The 24885-nt window shown below is 73.0% G+C and carries 23 protein-coding genes; 14 read left to right on the top strand and 9 right to left on the bottom strand.

Annotated features, from left to right (window positions below):
- Positions 1 to 261 precede the first annotated feature (261 nt).
- The 13 genes from CNX65_RS11805 to CNX65_RS11740 all read left to right on the top strand — a co-directional run bounded on the left by CNX65_RS11805 (position 262) and on the right by CNX65_RS11740 (position 15332).
- Complete coding sequence (locus CNX65_RS11805) at positions 262 to 1446, top strand: protein-glutamate methylesterase/protein-glutamine glutaminase (protein ID WP_096492825.1); 1185 nt, start codon at positions 262 to 264, stop codon at positions 1444 to 1446.
- Positions 1446 to 2321, top strand: a complete 876-nt coding sequence (locus tag CNX65_RS11800; protein WP_096492824.1) for a CheR family methyltransferase — start codon at positions 1446 to 1448, stop codon at positions 2319 to 2321. The genes CNX65_RS11805 and CNX65_RS11800 overlap by 1 nt, the downstream gene beginning before the upstream one ends.
- Positions 2306 to 2695: a response regulator gene (locus CNX65_RS11795; protein WP_015801148.1), complete on the top strand. Its 390-nt coding sequence runs from the start codon at positions 2306 to 2308 to the stop codon at positions 2693 to 2695. The genes CNX65_RS11800 and CNX65_RS11795 overlap by 16 nt, the downstream gene beginning before the upstream one ends.
- Complete coding sequence (locus CNX65_RS11790; protein WP_096492823.1) at positions 2692 to 3177, top strand: chemotaxis protein CheX; 486 nt, start codon at positions 2692 to 2694, stop codon at positions 3175 to 3177. The genes CNX65_RS11795 and CNX65_RS11790 overlap by 4 nt, the downstream gene beginning before the upstream one ends.
- Positions 3174 to 3536, top strand: coding sequence for a response regulator (locus tag CNX65_RS11785; protein WP_015801146.1), 363 nt, complete (start codon positions 3174 to 3176; stop codon positions 3534 to 3536). Before CNX65_RS11790 ends, CNX65_RS11785 begins: the two co-directional genes overlap by 4 nt.
- A gap of 5 nt (positions 3537 to 3541) precedes the next feature.
- Entirely contained in the window at positions 3542 to 4018 is a 477-nt protein-coding gene (locus CNX65_RS11780) for a hypothetical protein (RefSeq protein WP_015801145.1), read from the top strand.
- Between the two features lie 106 nt (positions 4019 to 4124).
- Positions 4125 to 6167 carry a flagellar biosynthesis protein FlhA gene (locus CNX65_RS11775; protein ID WP_096492822.1) on the top strand — a complete coding sequence of 681 codons (2043 nt, stop codon included), beginning with the start codon at positions 4125 to 4127 and terminating at the stop codon, positions 6165 to 6167.
- Entirely contained in the window at positions 6145 to 9198 is a 3054-nt protein-coding gene (locus tag CNX65_RS11770) for a hypothetical protein (RefSeq protein WP_157767597.1), read from the top strand. Before CNX65_RS11775 ends, CNX65_RS11770 begins: the two co-directional genes overlap by 23 nt.
- Positions 9199 to 9202: 4 nt before the next feature.
- Positions 9203 to 9493 carry a hypothetical protein gene (locus CNX65_RS11765; protein WP_096492820.1) on the top strand — a complete coding sequence of 97 codons (291 nt, stop codon included), beginning with the start codon at positions 9203 to 9205 and terminating at the stop codon, positions 9491 to 9493.
- A gap of 26 nt (positions 9494 to 9519) precedes the next feature.
- Positions 9520 to 11169: a sensor histidine kinase gene (locus tag CNX65_RS11760; RefSeq protein WP_096492819.1), complete on the top strand. Its 1650-nt coding sequence runs from the start codon at positions 9520 to 9522 to the stop codon at positions 11167 to 11169.
- A 19-nt stretch (positions 11170 to 11188) separates the two neighbouring features.
- Positions 11189 to 12226, top strand: coding sequence for an LLM class flavin-dependent oxidoreductase (locus CNX65_RS11755; RefSeq protein WP_096492818.1), 1038 nt, complete (start codon positions 11189 to 11191; stop codon positions 12224 to 12226).
- Between the two features lie 127 nt (positions 12227 to 12353).
- On the top strand, positions 12354 to 13649 hold the full coding sequence (locus CNX65_RS11750) for a carboxylate-amine ligase (protein WP_157767596.1): 1296 nt from the start codon (positions 12354 to 12356) through the stop codon (positions 13647 to 13649).
- 666 nt (positions 13650 to 14315) lie between these two features.
- Complete coding sequence (locus CNX65_RS11740) at positions 14316 to 15332, top strand: iron-containing redox enzyme family protein (RefSeq protein WP_096492816.1); 1017 nt, start codon at positions 14316 to 14318, stop codon at positions 15330 to 15332.
- A gap of 60 nt (positions 15333 to 15392) precedes the next feature.
- Here CNX65_RS11740 and CNX65_RS11735 read toward each other — a convergent pair whose 3' ends face one another.
- The 3 genes from CNX65_RS11735 to CNX65_RS11725 form a co-directional block, all read right to left on the bottom strand.
- Positions 15393 to 15608, bottom strand: a complete 216-nt coding sequence (locus tag CNX65_RS11735) for a CDGSH iron-sulfur domain-containing protein (protein WP_096492815.1) — start codon at positions 15606 to 15608, stop codon at positions 15393 to 15395.
- Positions 15592 to 16236, bottom strand: coding sequence for a HemK2/MTQ2 family protein methyltransferase (locus tag CNX65_RS11730; protein WP_096492814.1), 645 nt, complete (start codon positions 16234 to 16236; stop codon positions 15592 to 15594). The genes CNX65_RS11735 and CNX65_RS11730 overlap by 17 nt, the downstream gene beginning before the upstream one ends.
- Before the next feature lie 73 nt (positions 16237 to 16309).
- Positions 16310 to 16666 carry an STAS domain-containing protein gene (locus CNX65_RS11725; protein WP_157767595.1) on the bottom strand — a complete coding sequence of 119 codons (357 nt, stop codon included), beginning with the start codon at positions 16664 to 16666 and terminating at the stop codon, positions 16310 to 16312.
- Between the two features lie 237 nt (positions 16667 to 16903).
- On the opposite strand from CNX65_RS11725, the gene CNX65_RS11720 reads away from it, so the two are divergent.
- Complete coding sequence (locus CNX65_RS11720) at positions 16904 to 17086, top strand: hypothetical protein (protein WP_096492812.1); 183 nt, start codon at positions 16904 to 16906, stop codon at positions 17084 to 17086.
- Positions 17087 to 17167: 81 nt separating this feature from the next.
- Here CNX65_RS11720 and CNX65_RS11715 read toward each other — a convergent pair whose 3' ends face one another.
- The 6 genes from CNX65_RS11715 to CNX65_RS11690 form a co-directional block, all read right to left on the bottom strand.
- Entirely contained in the window at positions 17168 to 17755 is a 588-nt protein-coding gene (locus tag CNX65_RS11715; protein ID WP_096492811.1) for a TetR family transcriptional regulator, read from the bottom strand.
- Positions 17756 to 17906: 151 nt separating this feature from the next.
- A complete protein-coding gene (locus CNX65_RS11710) occupies positions 17907 to 19085 on the bottom strand; it encodes an MFS transporter (RefSeq protein ID WP_157767594.1) in 1179 nt (392 codons plus the stop codon).
- Positions 19086 to 19571: 486 nt separating this feature from the next.
- Positions 19572 to 20807, bottom strand: a complete 1236-nt coding sequence (locus CNX65_RS11705; RefSeq protein WP_096492809.1) for a D-arabinono-1,4-lactone oxidase — start codon at positions 20805 to 20807, stop codon at positions 19572 to 19574.
- 98 nt (positions 20808 to 20905) lie between these two features.
- Positions 20906 to 21910 carry a sugar phosphate isomerase/epimerase family protein gene (locus CNX65_RS11700; protein WP_096492808.1) on the bottom strand — a complete coding sequence of 335 codons (1005 nt, stop codon included), beginning with the start codon at positions 21908 to 21910 and terminating at the stop codon, positions 20906 to 20908.
- A gap of 53 nt (positions 21911 to 21963) precedes the next feature.
- On the bottom strand, positions 21964 to 23100 hold the full coding sequence (locus CNX65_RS11695) for a Gfo/Idh/MocA family protein (RefSeq protein WP_096497737.1): 1137 nt from the start codon (positions 23098 to 23100) through the stop codon (positions 21964 to 21966).
- 580 nt (positions 23101 to 23680) lie between these two features.
- Positions 23681 to 24850, bottom strand: a complete 1170-nt coding sequence (locus tag CNX65_RS11690) for an ROK family transcriptional regulator (RefSeq protein WP_096492807.1) — start codon at positions 24848 to 24850, stop codon at positions 23681 to 23683.
- Between the last annotated feature and the right edge of the window lie 35 nt (positions 24851 to 24885).

Raw genomic sequence — 24885 nt, 5'->3', positions numbered from 1 at the left:
GGACGGGCCGGTCGGACCGACCGGCCGGTAACCTGGAACGGACCGGTTGCGCCGCAGGTGCCACGGTTGCGCGAGAGGTGCCGCGGAGCTTTTCCAGACCCTTTCTTGAGCGCCCTGACCTGCGGTTTCACCCCACCGGGTGCACAACGGTAATTCGCCGCTCCGCAACTTCGGAAATACCTCAACTCACCAGCCCGATGACCGTTTGGACCACTGCCGCGAGGGAGAATCCGCTCCCTCGCCGAAGCGGTGGAGGCCTCCGTGATCTCGGTTCTGGTGGTCGACGATTCGGTGGTCATCCGACGACTGGTCGCCGACGTGCTCAGCGCGGACCCGAACATCCGCGTGGTGGGCACGGCGGCGAACGGCAAGATCGCCCTGACGAAGATCGACCAGCTCCAGCCTGACATCATCACGCTGGACGTCGAGATGCCGATCATGGACGGTGTCACCACCGTCCGGGAGCTGCGCAAGAAGCACCCGCGCCTGCCCGTCATCATGTTCAGCACGCTGACCAGCGTCGGGGCGGACGCCACCCTGGCCGCCCTCGCCGCGGGCGCCAGCGACTACGTCACCAAGCCCGCCAACGTGGGCAGCATCTCCGAATCGATCTCCAGCGTGCGCGAGCAGCTGCTGCCGCGCATCCACGCCCTGTGCGGGCGTCCCAAGCTCCCCCCGCCGCCCACCAGGCGCGGCCCGGTGGGCGCTCCCCCGGTCGGCGGCCCGCCCGCCCGACCCGGCACGCCCGCGAGGCCCGGCGCCCAGCCGCCCGCCCGCACGGGCGCCCCGGTCGGCCGCGGCCCCGGCAGGTCCTCCGCTCCCGGAATCCCCGGCGGTCACAACCGCGTCGACGTGCTGGCCATCGGCTCGTCCACGGGTGGACCCGAGGCGCTCCGCGTGGTGCTCTCCGAGCTGCCCGCGAACCTCCCGGTCCCCGTGGTGGTCGTCCAGCACATGCCCCCGGTCTTCACGGCGATGCTCGCGCAGCGCCTGGACGCGGGGTGCAAGGTCAAGGTCGTCGAGGCGACCGCGGGCACGCCCCTGCGTCCCGGCACGGTCTACCTCGCTCCGGGTGACAAGCACCTGGAAGTGGTCAGGGCGGGCACGAACGTGCAGACCAAGCTGCACAACGGCCCGCAGGAGAACCACTGCCGTCCCGCCGTGGACGTGCTCTTCCGCTCGGTCGCCTCGGTCTACGGCGGGAACGTCCTGGCCGTGGTGCTGACCGGGATGGGGCACGACGGCAGGGCGGGCGCACAGGTACTCCGGGCCAAGGGCGCCCGGATCGCCGCACAGGACGAGTTCAGCTCGGTCGTGTGGGGAATGCCCGGCTCGGTCGTGGAGGCGGGGTTGGCCGACGAGGTCCTGCCCCTGTCCGACATGACCGGATACATCCTCTCCCAGCTCCCCGATCGGGTAGCTGCCACAGCTCCGGGAGTGGCGTAGTGGAACTGAACGCCCAGCAATTCGCCTTCGTGGCAGACCTCGTGAAGCGAGAAGCCGCGATCGTCCTGGCTCCCGGCAAGGAGTACCTGGTCGAGTCGCGCCTCCTCCCGCTGGCACGCAAGTCTGGCCACGCCGACACCGCCTCGCTGGTGCAGGCCGTGCAGTCCGGCAAGTCGCCGGACCTGCGGCAGTCCCTGGTCGAGGCCCTGACGATCAACGAGACCTCCTGGTTCCGCGACCAGGAGCCGTACCTCGCCCTCAAGAGCGTGGTGCTTCCCGCCGTGCTGGAGAGCGCGGGGCCCGCCAGGCCTCTGCGCATCTGGTCGGCCGCGTGCTCCAGCGGTCAGGAGCCCTACAGCATCGCCATGAAGCTGGAGGAGAGCCTGCCGCCAGGGCGGGCGTACGACATCACCGCGAGCGACCTCTCCAGCGAGATGGTCAACCGCGCCCAGACCGGCAAGTACAGCCAGCTGGAGGTCAACCGCGGCCTCCCGGCGTCCCTGCTGGTGTCGCACTTCGACCGCGCGGGGCTGGACTGGCAGGTCAAGCCCGCCCTGCGCCGCAACATCACGTTCCGCAGGATCAACCTGGCGAACCCGCTGCCCCCCATGCAGCCGTTCGACGTGATCTTCCTGCGCAACGTGCTGATCTACTTCGACGTGGAGACCAAGCGGCAGATCCTGCGTCGCATGAGGGCGCTCATGCGCCCCGGCGGCTGGCTGCTGCTGGGCTCCGCCGAGACGACCATGGGCATCGACAGCGCGTTCCAGCGCGTCCCCGTCGGGCGCACGGCGGTCTACCGACTGGCCGGCGGCGAATCACCCGACGCAGCGACCACTTCCTTGAAAGGGGTAACGACGTGCGCGCCATCGTAATCGACGACTCCCGCGCCATGCGGGTCATCCTCCGCCGACTGCTGGAGGGCCACGGCTTCGGCGAGGTCCTGGAGGCCGAGAACGGCCAGGTCGCCCTGGACGTGCTCGCCCAGCAGGAGACGGCGCCGAACCTGGCGCTGGTCGACTGGAACATGCCCGTCATGGACGGGCTGCAGTTCATCATGACCGCTCGCAAGACCCCTGCCCTCCGCGAGATGACCTTGATGATGGTCACCACGGAGAGCGAGCAGGAGCAGATCGTCCGGGCGCTCGCTTCCGGGGCTCACGAGTACGTGATCAAGCCCTTCAACGCCGAAGGCATCGGCGAGAAGCTCGCCCTGCTCGGATTGGTACCGATTGGAGTCGCATCATGACGCTGGTCCTCCCCACCACTGAAGACCTGGGCTCGATGACCGAGCAGGTCTGGTCGGCCTACCTGGACCCGGAGACCGAGCACCCGCTGCTCTTCGGGGACCTGGGGCCGAACCCGGTGGAGCTGACCGCCTCGGTGTCCATCGTGGGCGCCTGGGACGGGCACCTGGTGGTGTCGACCTCCAAGGCCGGGGCCCAGGACGTGGCCAGCGTCATGCTGATGATGTCTCACGAAGAGCTGACCGACGACGATGTGAGCGACGCGCTCGGTGAGCTGGCCAACGTGGTCGGCGGCAACGTGAAGAGCCTCGTCCCCTCCCCGGCGAAGCTCTCCCTGCCGCGCGTCGGCGCGGCCGACTCCGAGCGCTGGCCCGGCGCCGTGGAGCTGTGCCGGACGGTCGTGCAGTGGAAGGGCCAGCCGTTCTCGGTGGTGCTCTTCAGCAGCAGCAAGCAGGAACAAGACAGCGAGGAGCTGCCGGTATGAAGATCCTGGTCGTCGATGACAGCAGGGTGATGCGCCAGATCGTGATCAGGACCCTGCGCCAGGCGGGGTTCGGGGACCACGACGTGGTCGAGGCCACCGACGGCCAGCACGCCCACGAGGTCGTGCAGGCGGAGAAGCCCGACCTGGTGCTGTCGGACTGGAACATGCCCGGCATGACCGGCATCGAGCTGCTCCGCGCGCTGCGCAGCAGCGGCACCAACACCCCGTTTGCCTTCGTCACCTCGGAGAGCTCCGACGAGATGCAGAAGATCGCGGAGGACGGGGGCGCCATGTTCCTGATCACCAAGCCGTTCTCCGCGGACACCTTCCGCGAGCGGTTCGACTCGATTCTGGGATGACACCGATGGCCGACACACTTCCCGCTCCCAAGGAGATCAGGGACCTGCTCACCGACCTCATCGGCAAGGACGTGTCCGTGCAGCTCGCGGACCCGCCCGGCAAGGTGGACAAGCCCGCGGTCGCGGTCTTCGTGCACGACGACATGAGCATCGCCGGGGTCATCGGGATGGAGTTCCCCCTCGCCGCCGACCTGGCGGCGGCGGTGGGGCTCATCCCGCCCGGCGGCGCCCAGGCCGCCCTCGAGGACGGGGAGCTCTCCCCGATGCTCACCGACAACCTCGCCGAGATCTGCAACGTGCTGACCGGGTTGCTCAACCGCGACGGCGGCCCGCACGTGAAGCTCTCGTCGATCCACGCGCCCGGCGAGGAGGTGCCCGGCGACGTGCTCGGGTACCTCCAGGCCCTGGGCAACCGGCTGGACCTGGACGTCGCCGTCACGGGGTACAGCCACGGCCTGTTCTCACTCGTTGGGGGGCGTTGAGCGGAAACGCTCAGCTCCCCCCGGCGGGGGCCGATGACCTGTTTGCCAGGACGGCGACGAAGGCCACGGATCGGCCGCGAAGCAAGCGAACACCCCGGAAGGTGTCGTGAACGCCAAGCGCCTGAACCAGTTCGCCGTCCCGGCGGGCGTCATCCTGATCATCGTCATGATGATCCTGCCGGTGCCCTCCTTCGTGCTCGACCTGCTCATCGTGGCGAACATCGCGTTGTCGCTGCTGATCGTGCTGGTGAGCATGCAGGTCAAGCGGCCACTCGAATTCTCGGTCTTCCCGTCCGTGCTGCTGCTGGCGACGCTGTTCCGGTTGGCGCTCAACATCGCCGCCACCCGGTTGGTGCTGCTCGACGGCGACGCGGGAGCGGTGATCGGCGCCTTCGGCCACTTCGTGGTCGGCGGGTCGCTCATCGTGGGCATGGTCGTGTTCTTCATCCTGATCGTCATTCAGTTCGTGGTGATCACGAACGGGGCTGGCCGGGTCGCCGAAGTCGGCGCCCGGTTCACCCTGGACGCGATGCCCGGCAAGCAGATGGCGATCGACGCCGACCTGAACGCCGGGCTCATCGACGAGGCCGAGGCGCGCAAGCGCCGCACCGAGGTCACCTCGGAGGCCGACTTCTACGGCGCGATGGACGGCGCCTCGAAGTTCGTCAAGGGCGACGCCATCGCCGCGGTCATCATCACGCTGGTCAACCTGTTCGGCGGCTTCGCCATCGGCATGATCCAGCGCGGCATGGAGGCCGGCGAGGCCATCAACACCTACAGCCTGCTCAGCGTGGGCGACGGCCTGGTCTCCCAGGTCCCCGCGCTGCTGCTGTCGCTGGCCACCGGCATCATCGTCACCCGTCCGGTGTCCGACGGGGACATGGGCAGCCAGGTGTTCAGCCAGTTCGGCCGCAACCGCCTGGTGCCGATGGTCGCCGGGTCCGCGCTGCTGTGCCTGTCCCTGATCCCCGAGCTGCCGATGCTGCCGTTCCTGCTGGTCGGCGGCGGGCTGCTGTTCCTGGGCGTCCGGATGCCCAAGGAGGGCGAGGCGGGCGACGAGGCCGTGGCCGTGCCCGAGCAGGCCGCGCCGGACGCCTCCGAGGCGCTGCTGTCCGAGATGCAGGTCGACCCGCTGGAGCTCGCGCTCGCGACCGACCTGGTGGAGCTGGTGGACAGCTCGGGCGGCGACCTGCTGGAGCGGGTCCGCGCGCTGCGCCGCAAGATCGCGCTGGAGCTGGGCGTGGTGATGCCGCCCGTGCGCACCCGCGACGACCTGGACCTGCCTCTTTCGACCTACGTGATCCGCATCAGCGGGTCCGACGTCGCCACCGGCACCGCCCCCGCCGGGGCCGTGCTCGCCATCGGCGACAACCTCGACGCGCTGCCCGGCCGCCCCGGCGTCGAGCCGGTGTTCGGCCTGGCGGGCAAGTGGGTGCCCGCCGAGCTGCGCTACCAGGCCGAGCTGACCGGCGCCACGGTCGTGGACCGCGCGTCGGTGATCGTGACCCACCTGGCCGAGGTGACCAGGACCCAGGCGAGCAGGCTGCTGGGGCGCGAGGACGTCCGCCAGCTCACCGACGTGGTCCGCCGCACTCACCCGGTCGTGGTGGAGGAGCTGACCCCGAACCTGCTGAGCCTGGGCGAGATCCAGCGGGTGCTGCACCGGCTGCTGGACGAGGACGTGGCGATCCGCGACCTGGTCCGCATCTACGAGTCGCTGTCGCTGGCCGCGAAGTCCGGCAGCACCGACACCGACCACCTGGTCGAGGCCGCGCGGAACGCGCTGGGCCCGGCGATCGCCTCCCGGTTCGCCTCCGGCGGCGTGCTCTCGGTCATGACGCTGGACCCGCGCGTGGAGCAGGTGCTCCTGGAGTCGCTGCGGATGACCGAGCACGGCGCGCAGGTCGTGCTGGACCCGAACCTGGCCGAGCAGCTGGTGGGCGACGTGTCCCGCCTGGCGCTCCAGACCGAGGAGCGCGGCGCGACCCCGCTCCTGGCGTGCGCGCCGCAGCTGCGCGCCCCCCTCTACCGCCTGCTCCACGTGGCCGTGCCCCGCCTGGCCGTCCTGTCCTACCCCGAACTCTCCGGTGGCACCAACCGGATCGAGACCGTTGGAGTCGTGAACAGTGTCCACTCGATTGCTGCTTGAGGGCCCGAACCTCACGGCGCTGCTGGACCAGGTCGCCCGTGAGCACGGCAAGGACGCGCGCATCGTGTCCGCGGAGAAGTTGCGCAAGGGCGGCGTGATGGGCTTCTTCGCCCAGCGCTGGTTCGAGATCACGGTCGAGGTGCCGGACGGCGGCGCCTCGGGCTCGGGCTCCGGCAAGGGGTCCGCCGGGCAGGGTTCCGACAGGGGCGCTGCCGGTCAGGGCGCCGCGGGCAAGGGCGCTGAGGGCGAGGGCGCCGCGGGTCAGGGCTCCGGCTCGGACTCGCTGGACGGCCTGCTGGCGCTGGCCGACCGGGCGGACGGCGCGGAGCGCACCCCGGTGTCGGCCGACGAGCTGGCCGCCGCGAAGGCGGGCGAGCAGGCCCCGGCCGGTCCGGTGGCGGGCTCGCTGCCGCAGGGCGTGAGCTCGGACCTGACCGCGCGGCGCTCCCCCGCCACCGCCCCGACCGGGCTGGTGTCGGCGGAGAGCCAGGCGCTGGTCGCCGAGCTGGCGGCGGCGCGGGCCGCCGGGCTGACCGAGGAGCAGATCGCCGCGGCGATCGCGCTGGCCAGCAACAACAGCGGGCTCCCCGCCGTGACGCAGGCCGCGCTGGCCGCGCACGGCGTCGGGGAGCGCGGCGCCGCGCTCGGGGCCGCGCAGGCCGCCGTGGCGCAGGCCGGGATCACCCAGACCGCCACCAGGGCCGGTGTCACCCGTGCGGGGCTGGCCGGGCTGGACGCGGTGCAGGCCGCCGAGGCGCACGCCGAGGCCCACCGCGCGGCCCAGGCCGCCGCCGCCGCCGCGTACGCCAGCGGCGCGGGCCGGATCGCCGTGCACAGCACCCCCGAGCCCACCACCTCCACCCTGGGCACCGGCCTGACCGGCGCCGCCCCCACCGGGGTCGCCGTCGCGCAGACCGCGGCCGAGTTCGCCTCGCAGCAGACCGCCGCGCCCACCACCCCCGCGCCGGTCACCACCACGCAGGCGCTGGCCAGCGCCCAGCTGGTGGCCACCGCGCAGGTCGCCGACAACGCCCTCCAGGCCCCGGTGCACGCCGCGCCGGTCCTCGGCTACGAGGAGCCGGGCCTGGCGATCGCCCAGCTGAACATCGCGGGTCACCCGGTCACCACCGCCTACGGCTCCGCCGAGGCCCAGCGCCTCGCCTTCGGCCAGGCGGACGCGGTGGGCAGGCTCGACACCGGCCCGGCCACCACGGCCGCCGGTGAGCCGATCACCGCGGGCCAGCACCACGACGCGAGCCAGGCCGACGGCGTCGGCCACTTCGCGCCGGGCGCGTTCGCCGCGGGCAGGCCCGCCCAGCAGGTCATCCCCCAGCACACCGCAGGCGGGCAGGTCGCAGGCGGGCAGGTCGCCGCCGCGTCCGCCGAGGGCTTCGCCCAGGCCGGTCACGCGGCCGGCACGACCACCGCCCAGGCGGGTGTCACCCACGGGGTGGCCGCCGTCGCGGGTCACGCCGTCGCCCCGATCGCCGCCACCCCGGTCGCCACCTCGGTCGCGGCCCCGGCCGTGGTCGCCGCCGCGCAGGCGTCCGCGCTGGTCGCGGGCCCCGAGTCCGCCCTGTCCCAGACCACCCGCACCGCCGCCCACACCACGGCCGGCGTCCAGCACGTGCAGCACGTGGACTCCCCCGGTTACCGCGCGGGCGCCGCGTGGACCCCGGCCGAGACCGCGAGCATGGCCGAGCTGGCCGCCGCCAAGGCGGGCACCGCCATGGCCGCGATCGTCGCCGACCTCGCCGCCGAGCAGGGCAAGCCGCGCACCACCGTGCTGCACGGCGCGCAGGCCGCCCGCCTGTCCCGCGCCCCGATCGCCGAGACCGCCGCCGACGCGGCGGAGCAGGCCAGGGCCGCGAAGGCCGCGAAGGACAAGCGCGCCGAGGAGCTGCGCGCCGCCGAGACCGCCAGGTCCGAGGAGGCGCTGGCCGCCAGGGAGAGCCTGGCCCTGGAGCGGGCCGCCCGCGCCGAGGCCGAGCGCGCCCGCGAGGTCGCCGAGGCCAGGCTCGCCTCGATGGAGGCCGACGAGGCCGCCGCGCGCGCCGAGGGCCGCGCCGCCGCCGAGGCCGCCACCGCCGAGCTCGCCCCGGCCCCGCTGCTGGTTCCCGGCGCGGTCACCGCGAAGGAGATCGCCGAGGCCGTCGCCCAGATCATGGGCGGCGCCAGGGAGACCGGCGCCGAGACCGGCGCCGAGTCCGACACCGCCACGGCCGAGATCCCGGTCCAGCCGACCCCGAAGCCCAAGGCCACCACCCGCACCACCCGCTCGTCCGGGTCCAAGGCGGCCGTGAAGCCGAGGACCCCGAAGGCCAAGCCCGCCGCCGCGTCGAAGAAGCCGACCGCGCTGCCCGCGCCGAAGCCGGTGCCGCGCCGCGCCACCATGTACACCGGTCGCACCCGCCCGGCCTGCGAGGTGGAGGTCGACCTGACCGGCGCCCCGGTGCCGGACCAGCGGACCGAGAGCTCCCGCCCGCTGCGCCCCCTGCGCACCGCGGGCCCCGCCCCGGCCGCGCCCGCCCTGCCCGGCCAGGTCCTGGTCGTGGCGGGCGAGCTGGAGCACGCGCTCGACGTCGCGAACGCGGTGTGCCGAGACCTGCGCATCGACCCGTCCGACGTGCTGGTCGCCGGTCCGACGACCAGCGGTCACCGCCGCGTCGCCAGCGCCCGCCACGCCGCCCAGGTCGCCGCCGAGCTGCACGCCGCCGAGACCCCCTCGGTCGTGGTCGTGCAGGCGTCGGTGGACGAGGCCGACGGCGCGCAGTGGGCCGCCGAGATCACCCGCGCCCTGGGCGCGAGCGCGGTCTGGGCGGTCGTGGACGCCACGCGCAAGTCGCGCGACCTGGCCAGGCACGTGCGCGAGCTGGGCGACGTGGTCGCCATGGCCGTGCACGGCGCCGCCGCCAGCGCGGACCCGACGACGGTGCTGGAGCTGGGGCTGCCGATCGTGGCGGTCGACGGCAAGCGCATGTCGAGCACCGGTTCCGCGGCCACCGCCCTCGCCGACCTCGTGGCAGCGTGACCCCGTGCTGCGCTACTCGACGATGCTGCTGGCGGGCGTGCTGAGCGCACCCGCGATGTGGGGCGCGTTCGTGACCGGCAGCGTGGACCCGCTGGACGCGCTGATCCGGTTCCTGATCACCGTGCCGGTCGCCGCGGTCCTGCTGGCGATCCCCAGGGCGGTCTTCCGCAAGTACGAGCCGGACCGCTCGATCCACGCGGTGGTGATGGCGCACGCCGAGCGCACCGACCTGGGGCTGCCGGGCAAGGACGGCGCCGCCGCTTCCACCCGATCAGGTCAGTCCACGGCGGACTGACCGGCCGACTCCTAGGCTGGCGCGACATGGACCACGCCTCGGCGGCGCTCACCCCGGTGCTGCGGGACCTGTTCGGCGTGGCGGCCGACCTGGCCACCCACAGCACGGGCGCGTCCGAGGCGCGGGCGCGGGTGGTGGAGCTGTGCGGGCTGCTGCCCGACGGGAACAACGTGCTCAAGCAGGCGCTGGGCCTGCTCGACGCCCTGCGCGTCGAGCAGGCCCGCGAGCCCAGGCACGCGGCGGGCGCGCCCGCGCCGGAGCGCTCGCTCGTGGTGCTGGTGGACGCGCACGGCGCGACGGACTTCGACCCGGACGCGGTGCGCGACCTGCTGGGCATGGCAGAGGGGCCGCCGACGATGGAGCGGTTCACCGCGCTGGTGCACCCGGACGACCTGCCGCGCGTGCGCGGCGAGTACCGGCGGCTGCTGACCTCGCCGCACCGGCAGGTCGAGCTGGACCTGCGGGTCCGGCACGCGGCGGGCCACTGGGTGGTGCTGGCGGTGGGGATGCTGAACCTGCTCGACACCGGGGCGGGCGTGGTCGTGGCGCACTGCCGGGACGTGACCGCGCGGCGGCTGGCCGAGGAGGAGGCGCGGGCCGAGCGCGGGCGGTTGCAGCAGGTGGTGCTGCGGCTGGCGGGCGCGGTGGCGGTGGACGACCGGGAGCGGGTGTTCCTGCACAACCCGGCGTTCACGGCGGTGTTCGGCGACCGGCCGTGGAACGGGATGCCGGTGGCGGACTTCACGGCGGCGCTGGGCGCGGTGAGCGCGGAGCCGGTGGCGACGGCGGCGCGGCTCGCGGAGCTGGCGTCGTCCGAGTGGGGGCACCGGGACGTGCGGCTGGTGCTGCGCGACGGGCGGATCGTGGTGGGCGACCTGGTGCCGCTGGGGCCCGCGGCGGAGCTGGGGCGGTTCTGGCACTTCCGGGACGTCACGGCGGACACCGCGGCGCGCGCGGAGCTGGAGGAGAGCAACCGGGTGCTGGCCGAGGCGGCGGCGGTGAAGGGGCGGTTCGTGGCGACGGTGTCGCACGAGCTGCGCACGCCGCTGACCGCCGTGCTGGCGTTCGCGGAGATGATGCCGGGCGCGGGGCCGCTGAACGCGGAGCACCTGGCGCACCTGGAGGTGATCCGCCGGAACACGGCGCGGCTGGTGCGGCTGGTGGACGACCTGCTGCTGCTGTCCCGCCTGGAGAGCCACCGGTTGCCGCTGTCGCTGGCGGAGGTGGACGTGGCGGGGCTGCTCGCGGAGGCGGAGCACGACCACGCGAACCCGGCGGAGAACGCGGGGATCGAGCTGGTGGTGGAGCCGGTGGACGGGCCGAAGGTGCGCGGGGACGCGGTGCGGCTGTCGCAGGTGCTGGACAACGTGATCGGCAACGCGCTGAAGTTCACCCCGGCCGGGGGACGCGTTCGGGTGCGGTCCCAAGTGGACCCGACCGGGTGGCTGATCACGGTGAGCGACACCGGGATCGGCATCCCGGCGGCGGACCTGCCGGACCTGTTCGACGTGTTCCGGCGGGCGGGCAACTCGACGGGCGTGCCGGGGAGCGGGCTGGGGCTGTCGATCTGCCGCCAGATCATGGCTTTGCACGGCGGGAACATCCGGGTGCGGGCCGCCGAGGGCAGGGGGACGACGGTGGAGCTGACGCTCCCGATCGGAGGTTCGCCCGGATGAGACCGTATTGTCCGCCGTCATGACGACCGTGGAACTGGGTCTGGACACGTTCGGGGACGTGACCGTGGGCCCCGATGGTGTGAAGCTGCCGTACGGGCGGGTGATCCGGGACGTGGTCGAGCAGGCCGTGCTCGCGGACCGGGTCGGCGTGGACGCGTTCGGGGTGGGCGAGCACCACCGGGACGACTTCGCCGTGTCGGCCCCGGAGGTGGTGCTGGCGGCGATCGCGGCGCGCACCGAGCGGATCGCGCTGGGCAGCGCGGTGACCGTGCTCAGCTCGGACGACCCGGTGCGGGTGTTCGAGCGGTTCGCGACGCTGGACGCGCTGTCGAACGGGCGCGCGGAGATCACGCTGGGGCGGGGGTCCTTCACCGAGTCGTTCCCGCTGTTCGGGTACGACCTGGCGGACTACGAGCGGTTGTTCGCGGAGAAGCTGGAGCTGATGGCGCGGCTGCTGGACGAGGGTCCGGTGTCGTGGAGCGGGACCGTGCGGGCCGGGCTGGAGGAGCAGCACGTGTACCCGAAGACCGAGGGCGGGCGGATGCGCGCCTGGGTCGGCGTCGGGGGCAGCCCGAACTCGGTGGTGCGGGCGGCGAGCGGCGGGTTCCCCGTGGTGCTGGCCATCATCGGCGGCGAGCCGGAGCGCTTCGCGCCGTTCGTGCGGCTGTACCACCGGGCGCTGGACGAGCTGGGGCGGGAGCGGCTGCCGGTGGCGGTGCACTGCCCCGGTTTCGTGGCGGACACGGACGAGGAGGCGCGCGAGGTGCTGTGGCCGCACTGGCGCGCGGTGCACGACCGGATCGGGCGCGAGCGCGGGTGGCCGCCGGTGACGCGGGAGCGGTTCGAGGACGACGCGGCGTTCGGCGCGCTGCACGTGGGGTCGCCGGAGACGGTGGCGCGGCGGATCGCGAGGACGGTGTCGGTGCTGGGGGTGGACCGGTTCGACCTGAAGTACTCGAACGGGACGCTGCCGCACGAGCGGATGATGGCGGCGGTGGAGCTGTACGGGACGAAGGTGATCCCTCGGGTGCGGGAGCTGCTGGCCTCGGGGGTGTGAGGCCGGGGTGTGAGGCCGGGGCGGCGGGCGGGGGTGCTCGCCGCGGCGGCTTGGTGATCGGTGCGGCGGCTTGGTGATCGGTGCGGCGAGGTCGGTTTCCCTTCACCCGTTCGGGGAACAGGGGGACGTGACCGGGACGACGTTCGGCGTCGAGGAGGAGTACCTGCTGGTCTCCCCGGAGACGTCCCTCCCCACCGCGAGCGCCCCCGAGGTGCTGTCGGTGGTGCGCGACCTGCCGCCGGGCGCCCTGGCCCAGCAGGAGCTGCTGTCCTCGCAGGTGGAGTTCGCCACCGGGGTGTGCCGGACCGCGTCGGAGCTGCGGGAGCAGCTGCGGGCGGGCCGGAGGGCGGTCGCGGACGCGGCGGGCCGGGTGGGCGTGGTCCCCGTGGCCGTGGGCAACCCACCGCTACCGGGGCGGGTTCCAGTGACGCAAGGTTCACGCTATCGAGAGATCACGTCCCTCTATCAGGGACTGATGACGGACTACCAGTGCTGCGGCTGTCACGTGCACGTGGGTGTGCCGGACCGGGCGACAGGTGTGGCGGTGCTGGACCACCTGCGGCCGTGGCTGCCGACGCTGCTGGCGCTGTCGGTGAACTCGCCGTTCGACCGGGGCGAGGACACCGGGTACGGGAGCTGGCGGGCGGTGCGCCAGTCCTCGTTCCCTGGGTGGGGGGCGCCGCCCCTGCTGCGCACGGTGGAGCGCCACGACCGGTTGGTCGAGGCGGCGGTGGGCACGGGCGCGCTGGTGGACCCGACGATGACGTTCTGGCTTGCCCGGCTCTCACCGAAGTACCCGACCGTGGAGGTCCGGGCGGCGGACACCTCGGCCACGGCGGAGGGCGCGGTCCTGCAAGCGGTGCTGACCAGGGCGCTGGTGGACACCGCGCTGGCCGCGCTGGAACGCGGCGAGGAGGCAACCGATCACGAGCCCGCGGTGCTGGCGGCGGCCCTGTGGTCGGCGGCCCGGCACGGAGCGGCAGACCGGGGCGTGGACCCGACGACGGGCCGGGCCGTGCGGGCGGAGACCTTGGTGCGCGCCCTCCTGAACCACGTCCGCCCGGCGCTGGGCGCGGACGCGGGCTGGGCGGCACACCTGGCCCTGCACGGCCGCTCGGGCGCGGCGCTGCAACGCGCGGCGAGTGGTGAGGGGGCAGTGGGTGGCGGCGGGGCAGTGGGTGGCGGCGGGGCAGTGGGTGGCGACGGGGCAGTGGGTGGCGACGGGGCAGTGGGTGGCGACGGGGCAGTGGGTGGCGACGGGGCAGCGAGTGGCGACGGGGCAGCGAGTGGCGACGGGGCAGCGGGCGAGGGAGGGGCGAAGGTCGCGCCAGGAGTGATGAGGGCAGCGGGCGCGACAGGCGCGATGGGGGCGGCGGGCGCGGTACGCGCGCTGGCAGAGGTGTTCACCGCAGCGGGCAGCTGAGCGAACGGACCGTTCACACCCCAAACCCTCACCCCACCCACCGCCCGCCCCCGGTCTTCCCCCTCGCTCTTGGTCCCGCCAGCACCCCCGCCCCTCGCCCCCGCCCTCGGTCCCGCTCCCGGCCCCGGCCCCGGTCTCGGACTCGGACTCGGTCCCGCTCCCGGCCCCGGCCCCGGTCTCGGGCTCGCCCCCGCCCTCGGTCCCGCCAGCGTCCTCGCTCCCGCTCCCGCCCCCGGTCCCGCTCCCGGTCTCGGGCTCGGCCCCGCTCCCGGTCCCGCTCCCGGTCTCGGACTCGGCCCCGGCCCCGGCCCCGCGCCCGGTCCCGCTCCCGGTCTCGGACTCGGCCCCGGCCCCGCGCCCGGGCTCGGGCTCGGACTCGGGCTCGGCCCCGGTCTCGGGCTCGGCCCCGGTCTCGGGCTCGGGCTCGTTCTCGGGCTCGCTCTCGGGCTCGGGCTCGGGCTCGGACTCGCTCTTGGGCTCGGGCTCGGGCTCGGGCTCGGGCTCGCCAGCGTCCTACCCCCTCGCCCCCGCCCCGGCCCAGTCACCACCAGCCCTCGGCCCCCGCACGCCAAAGCCCTCCCCCACCACCGCCCCGCGCCCCCGTGTAGCCGAAATCCACCGGGGTAGCCCTCGCCCATGAGCGTTCGTGGTGCTGGTGGGGTTGTCGTGGATGTGGTGCCTTCGCAGGTCTCCGGTGAGCGGCCGGTCGGTGAGCGGGCGGTCAGCCCTCCCCTGCCGTTGCCGCGCGGGGCGCTGTCCGAAGGGGTGGTCGCCGCGCTTCGCGGGGGTGGGCTGCTGCCCGCCGTCGGCGACCAGGACCCGTGGGGCGACGACCTCCAGCTCGCCCTCCACACCCTCTACGAGCTGCACTACCGGGGGTTCGACGGGGTCGACCCCGACCTGGAGTGGGACTCCCGGCTGCTGGAGCTGCGCGGTGGGCTGGAGCGGCGGTTCCTCGGGGCGGTGCGGGACGAGTTGGGCGGGGCGCCGTCGTTGGACGAGGTGCTCGGCGAGCTGCTCGTGGAGCCCGTCGACGGCAGCGGGATCAGCCACCACCTCAAGGGCGACGGGGAGTGGTGGCAGATGCAGGAGCACCTTGCTCACCGGTCCGTGTATCACTTGAAAGAGGCTGATCCCCACGCTTGGGTGATCCCCCGGTTGACGGGGCGTGCCAAGGCCGCGCTGGTCGCGGTGGAGTTCGACGAGTTCGGCGGTGGACGCCCCGAGCGGATGCACTCGGAGCTGTACGGGCGGCTGCTCAGCGGGGCCGGACTGTCCCGCGAGTACCTGTCCTACCAGGACAGCGCGCCCGCGCCGATGTTGGCCGTGGTCAACCTGATGTCGGCGTTCGGGCTGCGCCGCTCGCTGCGCGGCGCCCTCGTCGGGCACTTCGCCGCCGCCGAGATCACCACGGCGCCGAGCGCCAAGCGCATGGCGGCGGCCCTGGAGCGGATGGGCGCGCACCCGGACTGCGTCGAGTTCTTCACCGAGCACGTCGAGGCCGACGCGGTGCACGAGCAGGTGGTGCGGCACGACGTCATCGGCGACCTGCTCCGCCGGGAACCGGAGCTGACCCCGGACGTGGTGCTGGGCGTTCGGGCCACGGACCTGGTGGAGGGGCGCTACGGCGAGCACGTGCTGGGCGCGTGGACGCGGGGCGAGAGCTCGACCTACCGGCACTGAGGCACGGGGGGCGGGGCGGGGGCGGGGCCGGGCGGCGAGCAGATCAGCCCCGCCCCCGGCCTACCCCTCGTCCTCCCGGTGGGCGCGCACCCGCTTGCGGTGGCTGGTGTCGCAGAACGGGTAGCTGCGGCTCCTGCGGCACGCGCACACCGCCACCACCACCCGGTCCGACCGCACCGCCTCCCCGTCCTCGACCACGACCTCCACCGGCCCCTCCACCAGCACCGGCCCCTCCCGGCTGACCACGACCCTGCGGGGTTCACGGGGCGTCGGCACGGACCACCACCAAGCGCTCGTGCCGCTGCCCCGGCGCGATGAGCCTGCGCCCCTCCAGCCACCGGGCGCGCGAGCGCAGCACCGGCCCGAACCCGACGTCCCGCGACGCCACCACCTCGGCCGCCAGCCCGCCGTCCCGCAGCTGCCCGAGCGTCCGCTCCACCCCGCACAGCGCGGAGTGCACGACCAGCCCGAAACCGCCGGGCGCGAGCAGCGACGGCAGCGCCGCGCACAACCGGTCCAGCACCGCGCGCCCGTCCGCCCCGGCGTCCCACGCGCGCGCCGCGCCGGTCGGATCGGGCGGTCCGGGAGCGGGCACGTAGGGCGGGTTCGAGCAGACCACGTCGTACCGCCCGCCCACGGTCGAGAAGTCCCCGTGCCGCACCCGCACGGGCACCCCGTGCAGCAGGCAGTTCACGAACGCGGCGGCCACCGCGCGGCGGCTCCGGTCGACGGCGGTCACCTCCCCCGCCCCGGCGCGCCCGGCCGCGACGGCGAGCGCCCCGGTCCCGGTGCACGCGTCCAGCACGGTCGCCCCGTACGGGACACCGGACTCGGCCAGCGAACGGGCCAGGAGCTCGGTGTCCTCCTGCGGGCGGTACACGCCCGGTGGTCTCAGCAGCAGCACGGGAGGTGTCATTCCCACGCCGGGGCGACCCAAACGAACCGGGGCCGAACGGGCACCCGGTCGGGGGTCGCGCTCACGCGCCGAGCGCCGCCCGGAGGGTCGGGTGCACGTCCAGCTGCTCGTCCAGCCCGCTGATCGCCAGCGGCCGGAGCACCTCGCGGTGCCCGGCGACCACGGACAGCCGGGTGCCGAGCAGCTCGGCCTGCAGGTGCCCGGTGACCAGCTCGTTCAGCCCGGCCGAGCCGAAGAACCCGACCTCGGTCAGGTCGACCACCACCGGTTCCGGCGGGCGCACGCGGGCCAGCGCGGACAGGAGCTCGCGGTGCAGCGGTTCGACCGTGAGCTGGTCGATCTCGCCGCTGACGTGGAGCACCACCGCGCCACCGCAGTCCCGCGAGTGGACGCTCATCTCCTCGTCGAGGTCCCTCACCGCTCGCCTCCTCACCACACGGGGATTGCAGCGGCCCTGAGGAGGCGCCTGCTGCTCGATGACGAGCCTAACCCGAGATCGGCCACGGGCAAGGAGGTTGCCGCCTTCGAGTGGGCCGCGATACCACTTCCAGGTCACCCGGAATGGCGAGGTGATTTGCCGGAGCATTCTCCGGAAAACATCAAGCTTCCGCCAAATGAATACCGGTGTGATCCGCGTCTCCCTACGATGCGGATTATGAGACTGCTGCTGTGGATGACGATGACCTGCTGGTCGGCGGCGGACGGCGGGGTGGTGCTGCCCGCGCTGACGGGGTTCCTGCTCGTGGTCTGCGCCGCCGGCAACGGGCTGGCCGTGCGCGACCGGGGTTCGGTGCGGCGCAGGCTGACCACCGCCGCGCGCGCCCCGTCGGCGAACTGAGCGCGGTCGCGGGGAGGGGTTGAGGAGGGGGTTGAGGGGAGGGCCTGGGAGGGGGTTCGGGAGGGGGTTCGGGAGGGGTTCTCAGAGGGCGCGCAGGGCGGCGAACGCGCGGGCCAGGTCGGCCTGGAACTCGGCGCCGATCACGCACTGCCGGGTCGGGTCGTCGAGACCGCGCGTCATGGCCACCCGCAGCAGCACGCCCAGCACCGCGGCGGCCACCTCGGGGCGGCAGTCGCCGGAGGGGGCCTCAAGGCGGCGCGCGACCGCGTCGACGACGACGCGCTCGAACTCGGCCATCCGCTCGTGCAGCACGGGCACCAGCTCGGGGTGGCGGGTCACCAGTTCCTGCGCGGTGCGCAGGTCGGCGCGCTCGGTGTCGGTGAGCACGCGCTCGTCGGAGAAGAGGGCGACCAGGCCGTCGAGCACGGGGCGCCCGCGGTCGGCGACGAACGCCTCGACCAGGTCGGCGGGCAGCGGTTCCGGGCCGGGGATGACGGCGGAGCGCTTGCTGGGGAAGTAGTTGAAGAAGGTCCGGGGTGAGACGCCCGCGCGGTGGGCGATCTCCTCGACGGTGACGTCGGCCAGGCCGCGTTCGAGGACCAGTGCGGCGGCGGCTTGGGAGATGTCCTTGCGCGTCGAGCGGCGACGGCGCTCCCTGAGGCCCGTCACGCGCCTGCCTCGGGGGAGAGCGGCAGCGTGATCAGCAACGCCGACATGGCGTGCACTTTAAGGACTGGGTGGGCGGGGTGCAAGCAGCGGGGGTTGGGGGCGGGAGGTGGGGAGGTGAGGGCGGGGAGGCGAGGAGGGGAGGTTCGGGAGTTCATGCGTAGCGGTTGCCGCGTAGTGCGACGGCCGCGCCTGAGGCGGTCAGCGCGGCTGCGGTCCAGGCGGTGATCAGGGTGGAGCTGTTCGGGGCTCCGGCGAGGATCGGGCCGATGACCGAGCCGGAGAGGGTGGCTGCGGCTTCCGCCATGAGGAGGACTGCGGTGACCCGGCCGAGGAGGGGGGTGGGGGTGGCGCGTTGGAGGGCGGTTTGGGCGGAGGTCAGGGCTAGGACTCCCGCTGCGCCTACGAGGGTCGCGGCGATGAGGGCCGGGGGGAGGGTGGGGGCGGAGGAGAGGAGCACGAAACCGATCGCGATGCCGAGGAGGGAGGCGGAGAGGAGGAGGTGGGCCGCGATCCGGTCCATGAGGGGGGTGATGGCGGGAGCGCCCAGGAGGGAGCCTGCGCCCAGGGCGGACATGACCAGGCCGGCTTGGAGTTCGCCGCCCAGCTCCAGGACGGCGAAGGGGACCACCAGGGCGCTGAGGGCGGCGTTCCCGGCGAAGAAGAGGGTCAGGGAGAGGACGATCGCGCGGGGGGCGGGGTTGTCGCGGAGGAAGACGGCGCCTGCGGAGGGGTGGGTGTTGGTGGGGGCGGTGCGGGGGTGGCGGGTGGTTCGGGCGATGAGGGCCGCGGAGATGAGGTAGCTGAGGGCGTCCGCGGCGATGAGGGTGTGGTAGCCGGCGGTGAAGAGGAGGGCTGCGCCCAGGGGTGGGCCCAGGAGGCGCATGGCGCCGTCGGTGAGGGCGGTGAGGGAGTTCGCGGCGGTCAGGGTGGGGCCGGTGCCGGTGATGGTGGGGATGTGGGCTTGGGCTGCGGGGCGGAACAGGACGGTGCCTGCGCTTTCCACGGCCATCACGGGGTAGACGAGCCAGAAGTGGTCGGAGTCGGGGAGGAGGAGGGTGGTGATCGCCGCGGCTCGGAGGAGGTCTGAGGCGACCATGACGTGCCTGCGGTCCAGGCGGTCGGCCAGGGCGCCTGCGAGGGGGCCCAGGAGGACCGGGGGGAGGTATTGGGCGGCGACCACCAGGCCGGTGGCGGTGGTTGAGCCGGTTTGCGCGAAGACGTGCGCGGGGATGGCTACGACCACCAGCCAGGCGCCGAAGGAGCTGATCGCGCGGGAGAGCCAGAGTAGGCGCAGGTCCCGGTTGGACAGCACGGCGAACGTCCGGATCACCGGTTGATCGTGGCGGTGGGGGTGGGGGGTGGGGTACCGCGACTTGGTGGGAGTGGGGTGGGAGTGGGGGGAGTTGTGAGTTGTGAGTTGTGAGCTGGGGTTCAAGATCAAAAGCTGAAGGGCACGCCTCGCCGGCGGGGCAGACCTCCAAAAAAGAGGGGGACGGGCTCTGCCGGCCGGTGACCGTTGGTGTGGTGGTGCGGTTTACCACTGCGGTGGGCGGGGTCCCTCTTTCCCGTTTGGCCTCCTTTCAGGCAAGCACGCTCGTCAAGACGCCGTATGACTCGGGCGGTCTGCCGTGGCGGTGCGGCGGCATCTTGACAAGCGTGCTCGGGCTTCGCCAGGCCAAACGGGAAAGAGGGACGCGGGAATGGGGCTGCGTGGGCTCGCTTCGCTCGCCCCGCAGCCCGCGAAGCGGTCAGCCCGCGAAGCCGCCGGGCTGCGAAGCCGCCGGGCTGCGAGGCGGTCAGGAGTGGAGGGTGACGGTCAGGGGTGGGGGAAGTAGGTGTTGATGGTGGGGTTGCGGAACTTGCCCTGGGGGTCGGTGCGGTTCAGGAGGGCTGCGAAGTCGGCCCAGTGGGGGTAGCGGGAGGCCAGGGTGGTGCGGGGCAGGGTGAAGACCTTGCCCCAGTGGGGTCTCGGGGTGAACGGCTCCAGGATGCGTTCGATCTTTGTTGCCACTGCCGCGACCGCCTCCGCCTCCTGTCGCCAGGTGAAGTGGAAGGCGACGCTGGGGCGGTTGTGGACGGGGCTGAGCCATTGTGCGTCCGCGTTGACCGTGCGCACCTCGGAGGTGAGCAGGATCGGGGCGAAGTCGGTCGAGAGGGTGGCCAGGGCTCGTAGGGCGGGGCCTGCGTGTTCTCTGGCCACGAAGAACTCCGACTGGAGTTCCGCGCCTACGCTCGGGGTGAAGGCGGCGCGGAAGTGCGGGAGGCGTTCGTGCCAGGGGCCAGGGTCGCCCAGTTGGGCGGTGCAGTGGTGGGCGGGTTGGCCTGGGACCGGGTGGCGGGGGGTGGTGGACTCGTGGCCGCCGGTCCAGGAGAGGTCCGCGGGTGGGGCGTCCAGGCGGCGCTTCACCCAGACCTCTGCGGTGCCTCGGTACTGGGTGAAGGAGCTGACGCTGTAGGCGGAGCCGTGCACGGCGTCGAAGTGGTCGGTCAGGGCGGACCACGGGACGTCCTGGTAGACGCGCTGCTCGACGTCGAACGCGGGCTCCACGTCGATCTCCATGGTGACGATGACGCCGAGCGCGCCCAGGGCCACCACCGAGCCGTTGAAATCGGGGTCGCCGCGTTCGACCCTGCGCAGGGCGCCGTCCGGGACCACCAGTTCGATGGCGCGCACCGCGCTGGCCAGTGAGGCGACGCCGTCGCCCGAGCCGTGGGTGGCGGTGACGCAGGTGCCCGCCAGGGTGATGTGCGGCAGCGAGGGCAGGGTGGGCAGGGCGAGGCCGTGGGCGTGCAGGAGCTCCGCCAGCCTGGCCAACCTGATGCCCGCGGAGACCCTCGCGCTGGAGCCTGCGGGCTCGAAGTGCTCCGGCATCCGCTCCAGGGTGATCAGGGTGCCGGTGGTGTCGGCGATCGGGCTGAAGGAGTGGCCGGTGCCCACGACGTGGACCGCGCGCGAGCGCGCCACCACCTCCTGGACCTGCTCGACCGTCTCGGGAACGCTGACCTCCTCAGCGGAGAACGTCAGGTTCTTGGCCCAGTTCGTGCGCGTCATCGTGCCTCCCGAGCGGACTTTAACCCGGTCGGGGGACCCATCGGAACGCCCGTCCCGCAGGGGAGCGGGACGGGCGCGTCACACCCGGTGGGCCCCGGTCACTCCTTGACGGAGAAGGCCGCGTCGAAGGCCGCCGCGGGCGGGTCGAACAGGTGCTTGCGGATGTAGGTCACGGCTTCCTCCGCGCCGCGCAGGCGGTCCATGCCCGCGTCCTCCCACTCCACCGAGATCGGGCCCGAGTAGCCGATCGCGTTGAGCGCGCGGAAGCACTCCTCCCACGGCACGTCGCCGTGGCCGGTGGACACGAAGTCCCAGCCGCGACGGGGGTCGGCCCAGGCCAGGTGCGAGCCGAGGCGGCCGTTGCGGCCGTCGAAGCGCTTCTTCGTGTCCTTGCAGTCCACGTGGTAGATCCGGTCGGCGAAGTCGAGGATGAAGCCGACCGGGTCCAGGTCCTGCCACACGAAGTGCGACGGGTCCCAGTTGATGCCGAACGCGGGGCGGTTGCCCAGGGCGTCCAGGGCGCGCTTGGTGGTCCAGTAGTCGTAGGCGATCTCGGACGGGTGAACCTCGTGCGCGAACCGCACGCCCACCTCGTCGAAGACGTCCAGGATCGGGTTCCAGCGGTCGGCGAAGTCCTGGTAGCCGTCGTCGATGACCGCCTGCGACACCGGCGGGAACATCGCCACGTACTTCCAGATCTTCGACCCGGTGAACCCGACGACCGTGTCCACGCCCAGCTTCGCGGCGGCGCGCGCGGCGTCGGCCATGTGCGCGGCGGCCCGCTGCCGCACGCCCTCGGGCTCCCCGTCGCCCCACACCGAGGCCGGGATGATCGCCTTGTGGCGCTCGTCGATCGGGTCGTCGCAGATGGCCTGCCCGACCAGGTGGTTGGAGATGGCCCAGACCTTCAGCCCGTGCTTCTCCAGCACCGCCAGCTTGGCCGGGACGTAGTCGTCGTCGGCGAGCGCCTTGTCGACCTCGAAGTGGTCGCCGGAGCAGGCGATCTCCAGGCCGTCGTACCCCCAGCTCGACGCCAGGCGGCAGACCTCCTCGAAGGGCAGGTCGGCCCACTGGCCGGTGAACAGCGTGACGGGTCGGCTCATCGTGGTGTTCCGTTCCGTTCTGTCGGCGTTGTCAGACGGCTTGCTGGAGGCGGTCAGATCGCGGTCCAGGCGGACCCGGAGCCCGCGCTGGTCTGGACGGCGTCGAGGACCCGCTGCACGCGCAGCCCGTCCGCGAAGCCGGGGTGCGGGTCGACGCCGGTCCCGATGGCGCTGAGCAGGTCGGCGACCTCGTGCGTGAAGGTGTGCTCGTACCCGAGCAGGTGCCCCGGCGGCCACCACCCCTCCAGGTAGGGGTGACCGGGCTCGGTGACCAAAACCCGCCGGAACCCGGAGTCGGGCCCCGCGTCGGTGAAGACGGACAGCTCGTTCATCGACTCGAAGTCGAACGCGAGACTCCCCTTGGACCCGTTGACCTCGATGCGCATGGCGTTCTTGCGCCCGAGCGCGTACCGAGTGGCCTCGAACGTCCCCACGGCCCCGTTGTCGAACCTCGCGAGGAACAGCGCCGCGTCATCCACGGTCACCTCGTCCCGCCCCCCGCGCTCGTCCGGCCGCTCCTTCACGAACGTCTCGGTGAGCGCGGAAACCCCGGTGACCAGCCCACCGGTGACGAACTGCGCAGCGTCCACGATGTGCGCCCCGAGGTCCCCCAGCGCCCCGGACCCCGCAGTCTCCTTCCGCAACCGCCAGGTCATGGGCGACTCGGCGTCGGACAGCCAGTCCTGGAGGTACACGGCCCGAACGTGCCGCACCTCCCCGATCTCCCCGTCGGCGACCAGCTTGCGCGCCAGCGCAAGCGCCGGAACCCGCCGGTAGTTGAAGGCCACCATCGCCTTCACCCCACGCGCGGCAGCCCGCTCGGCAGCGGCAACCATCCGCTCGGCTTCCTCGACGCTGTTGGCCAACGGCTTCTCGCACAACACGTGCTTGCCCGCGTCAAGGGCGGCGATGGCGATGTCCGCATGACTGTCCCCAGGCGTGCAGACATCAACAATCCCGATGTCCTCCCGCGCAACAAGCGCCCGCCAGTCAGTCTCAACCTCACGCCACCCGTACTTGTCAGCAGAGGCACGAGTGCGAACAGCGTCCCGCCCGCAGAGCACGGCGAGGTCAGGCACAAGCGGCACGTCGAAGAAGTGCCCAACAGTCCGCCAGGCCTGAGAGTGCACCGCCCCCATGAACGCGTGCCCAACCAACCCCACACCGATCCGCTCACCCGATCGCGTCATCGCCACCCCTCACCCAGCCCAAACCAGCCCGAACCAGTCCAAAAGGGGCCAACTCACACGACCGCCACCCGAGATTGGGCCAGATGCCGCAGTAAGCTCCCCCAACTTTTGCTGATTCTCGACAAAAGTCCCCCAAAGCGCAACGCCCGACGACCAACGCCCGACGACCAACGACCAACGACCAACGACCAACGACCAACGAGAGATGACCTCCTCGCGGGATGCGGGGCGAGCGCAGCGAGCCCACGCAGCCCCACTCCCGCGTCCCTCTTCTCCGTTTGGCCTGGCGAAGCCCGAGCGCAGGTGTCAAGACGCCGCCGCACTGCGCGGCAGACTGCCTGGTCAAACGGCGTCTTGACGCCTGTGCTTGCCTGAAAGGAGGCCAAACGGAGAAGAGGGACCCCGCCCACCGCAGGGGTACAACGGGACCACAGGACCAACGGTCACCGGCCGGCAGAGCCCGTGTCCCCTCTTTTTTGGAGGTCTGCCCCGCCGGCGAGGCGTGCCCTTCAGCTCTTGACCTTCAGCTCTTGCCCTTCAGCTCTTGACCTTCAGCTCTTGCCCTTCAGCTCCTGCCCCCTCACACCGCAAAAACCCGCTCAGTCGCGGTCCAAGCCGCCCCAACCACCCCAGCCTCATCCCCCAACTCCGACAGCACGATCGGCAGGTTCCCCGTCGCCAACGGCAACGACCGCCGATGCACCACCCCCCGAACCTCGGCCAGCAACGCGTGCCCGAGCCCCGAAACCCCACCCCCGATGACCACCATCCCCGGGTTCAAGAAGCTCACCAGCGACGCCACGACCTGCCCCAACCTCCTCCCCCCATCCCGCACCAACCCGGCAGCCGCGTAATCCCCAGCCGACGCCGCCGCCCCCACGTCCCGAGCCGTCAACCCGCCGCGCTCAGCCAACCCAGCCGCCAACAACGGCGACCTCCCGCTCCTCGCCAACCCCACCGCGTCCCGAGCCAACGCCGCCCCGCTGAACCAGGCCTCCAAGCACCCCGTCCCCCCGCAAGCGCACACCGGCCCGTCCTCCTCCAACCGGATGTGCCCGATGTCCCCGCGGCCCCCGCGACCCCCCGGTACAACCCGCCCCCCGAGCACGATCCCGCACCCCACCCCCGTCCCCACCTTCACGAACAGCAAGTCCTCCAACGACCGGGCCACCCCCGCGTGCCGCTCCCCGAGCGCCATCGCGTTCACGTCGTTGTCCACCGCGACCGGGCACCCCCACCGCGCCGCCAGCTCGTCCCGCACCGGGTACCTGTCCCACCCCGGCATGATCGGCGGCGCCACCGGCACCCCGTCCCGGAAGCTCACCGGCCCCGGCAGCCCCACCCCCGCCGCGACCACCCTCCCCGGCGCCAGCTCCCGGACCCGCGCCGCCAGCCGCACCACCCGCTCCAGCACCACCCCCGGCCCGTCACGCACGTCACTCTCCTCAGTGACCCGCGCCAACACCTCGCACCGCCCGTCCGCCACCGCCACCGTGACCGACGTGGCCCCCACCGCCACCGCCAGCACCCTCAGCTCAGCCGCCAACCGCACCAGCACCGACCGCCGCCCGCCCCGGCTCGCCGCAGGTCCGCCCTCCTCGACCAGCCCCGCCTCCGCCAACCTCCCCAGCTCAGCCGACAGCGCCGCCCGAGGCACCCCCAGCCGCTCCCCCAGCGCGACCCTCGACAGCGGCCCCTCGTCGCGCAGCAGCGCGAGCAGCCGGGACCGGTTGACCGGTGTAGGAGCCATGACCTGCGATTCCCCCGTTCAGAGCCCCCCACCTC

Origin of the sequence: Actinosynnema pretiosum, assembly GCF_002354875.1 — a bacterium.
In the GTDB taxonomy this organism is placed as follows: Bacteria; Actinomycetota; Actinomycetes; order Mycobacteriales; family Pseudonocardiaceae; genus Actinosynnema; species Actinosynnema auranticum.
This window is presented reverse-complemented; position numbering and strand designations above follow the sequence as displayed.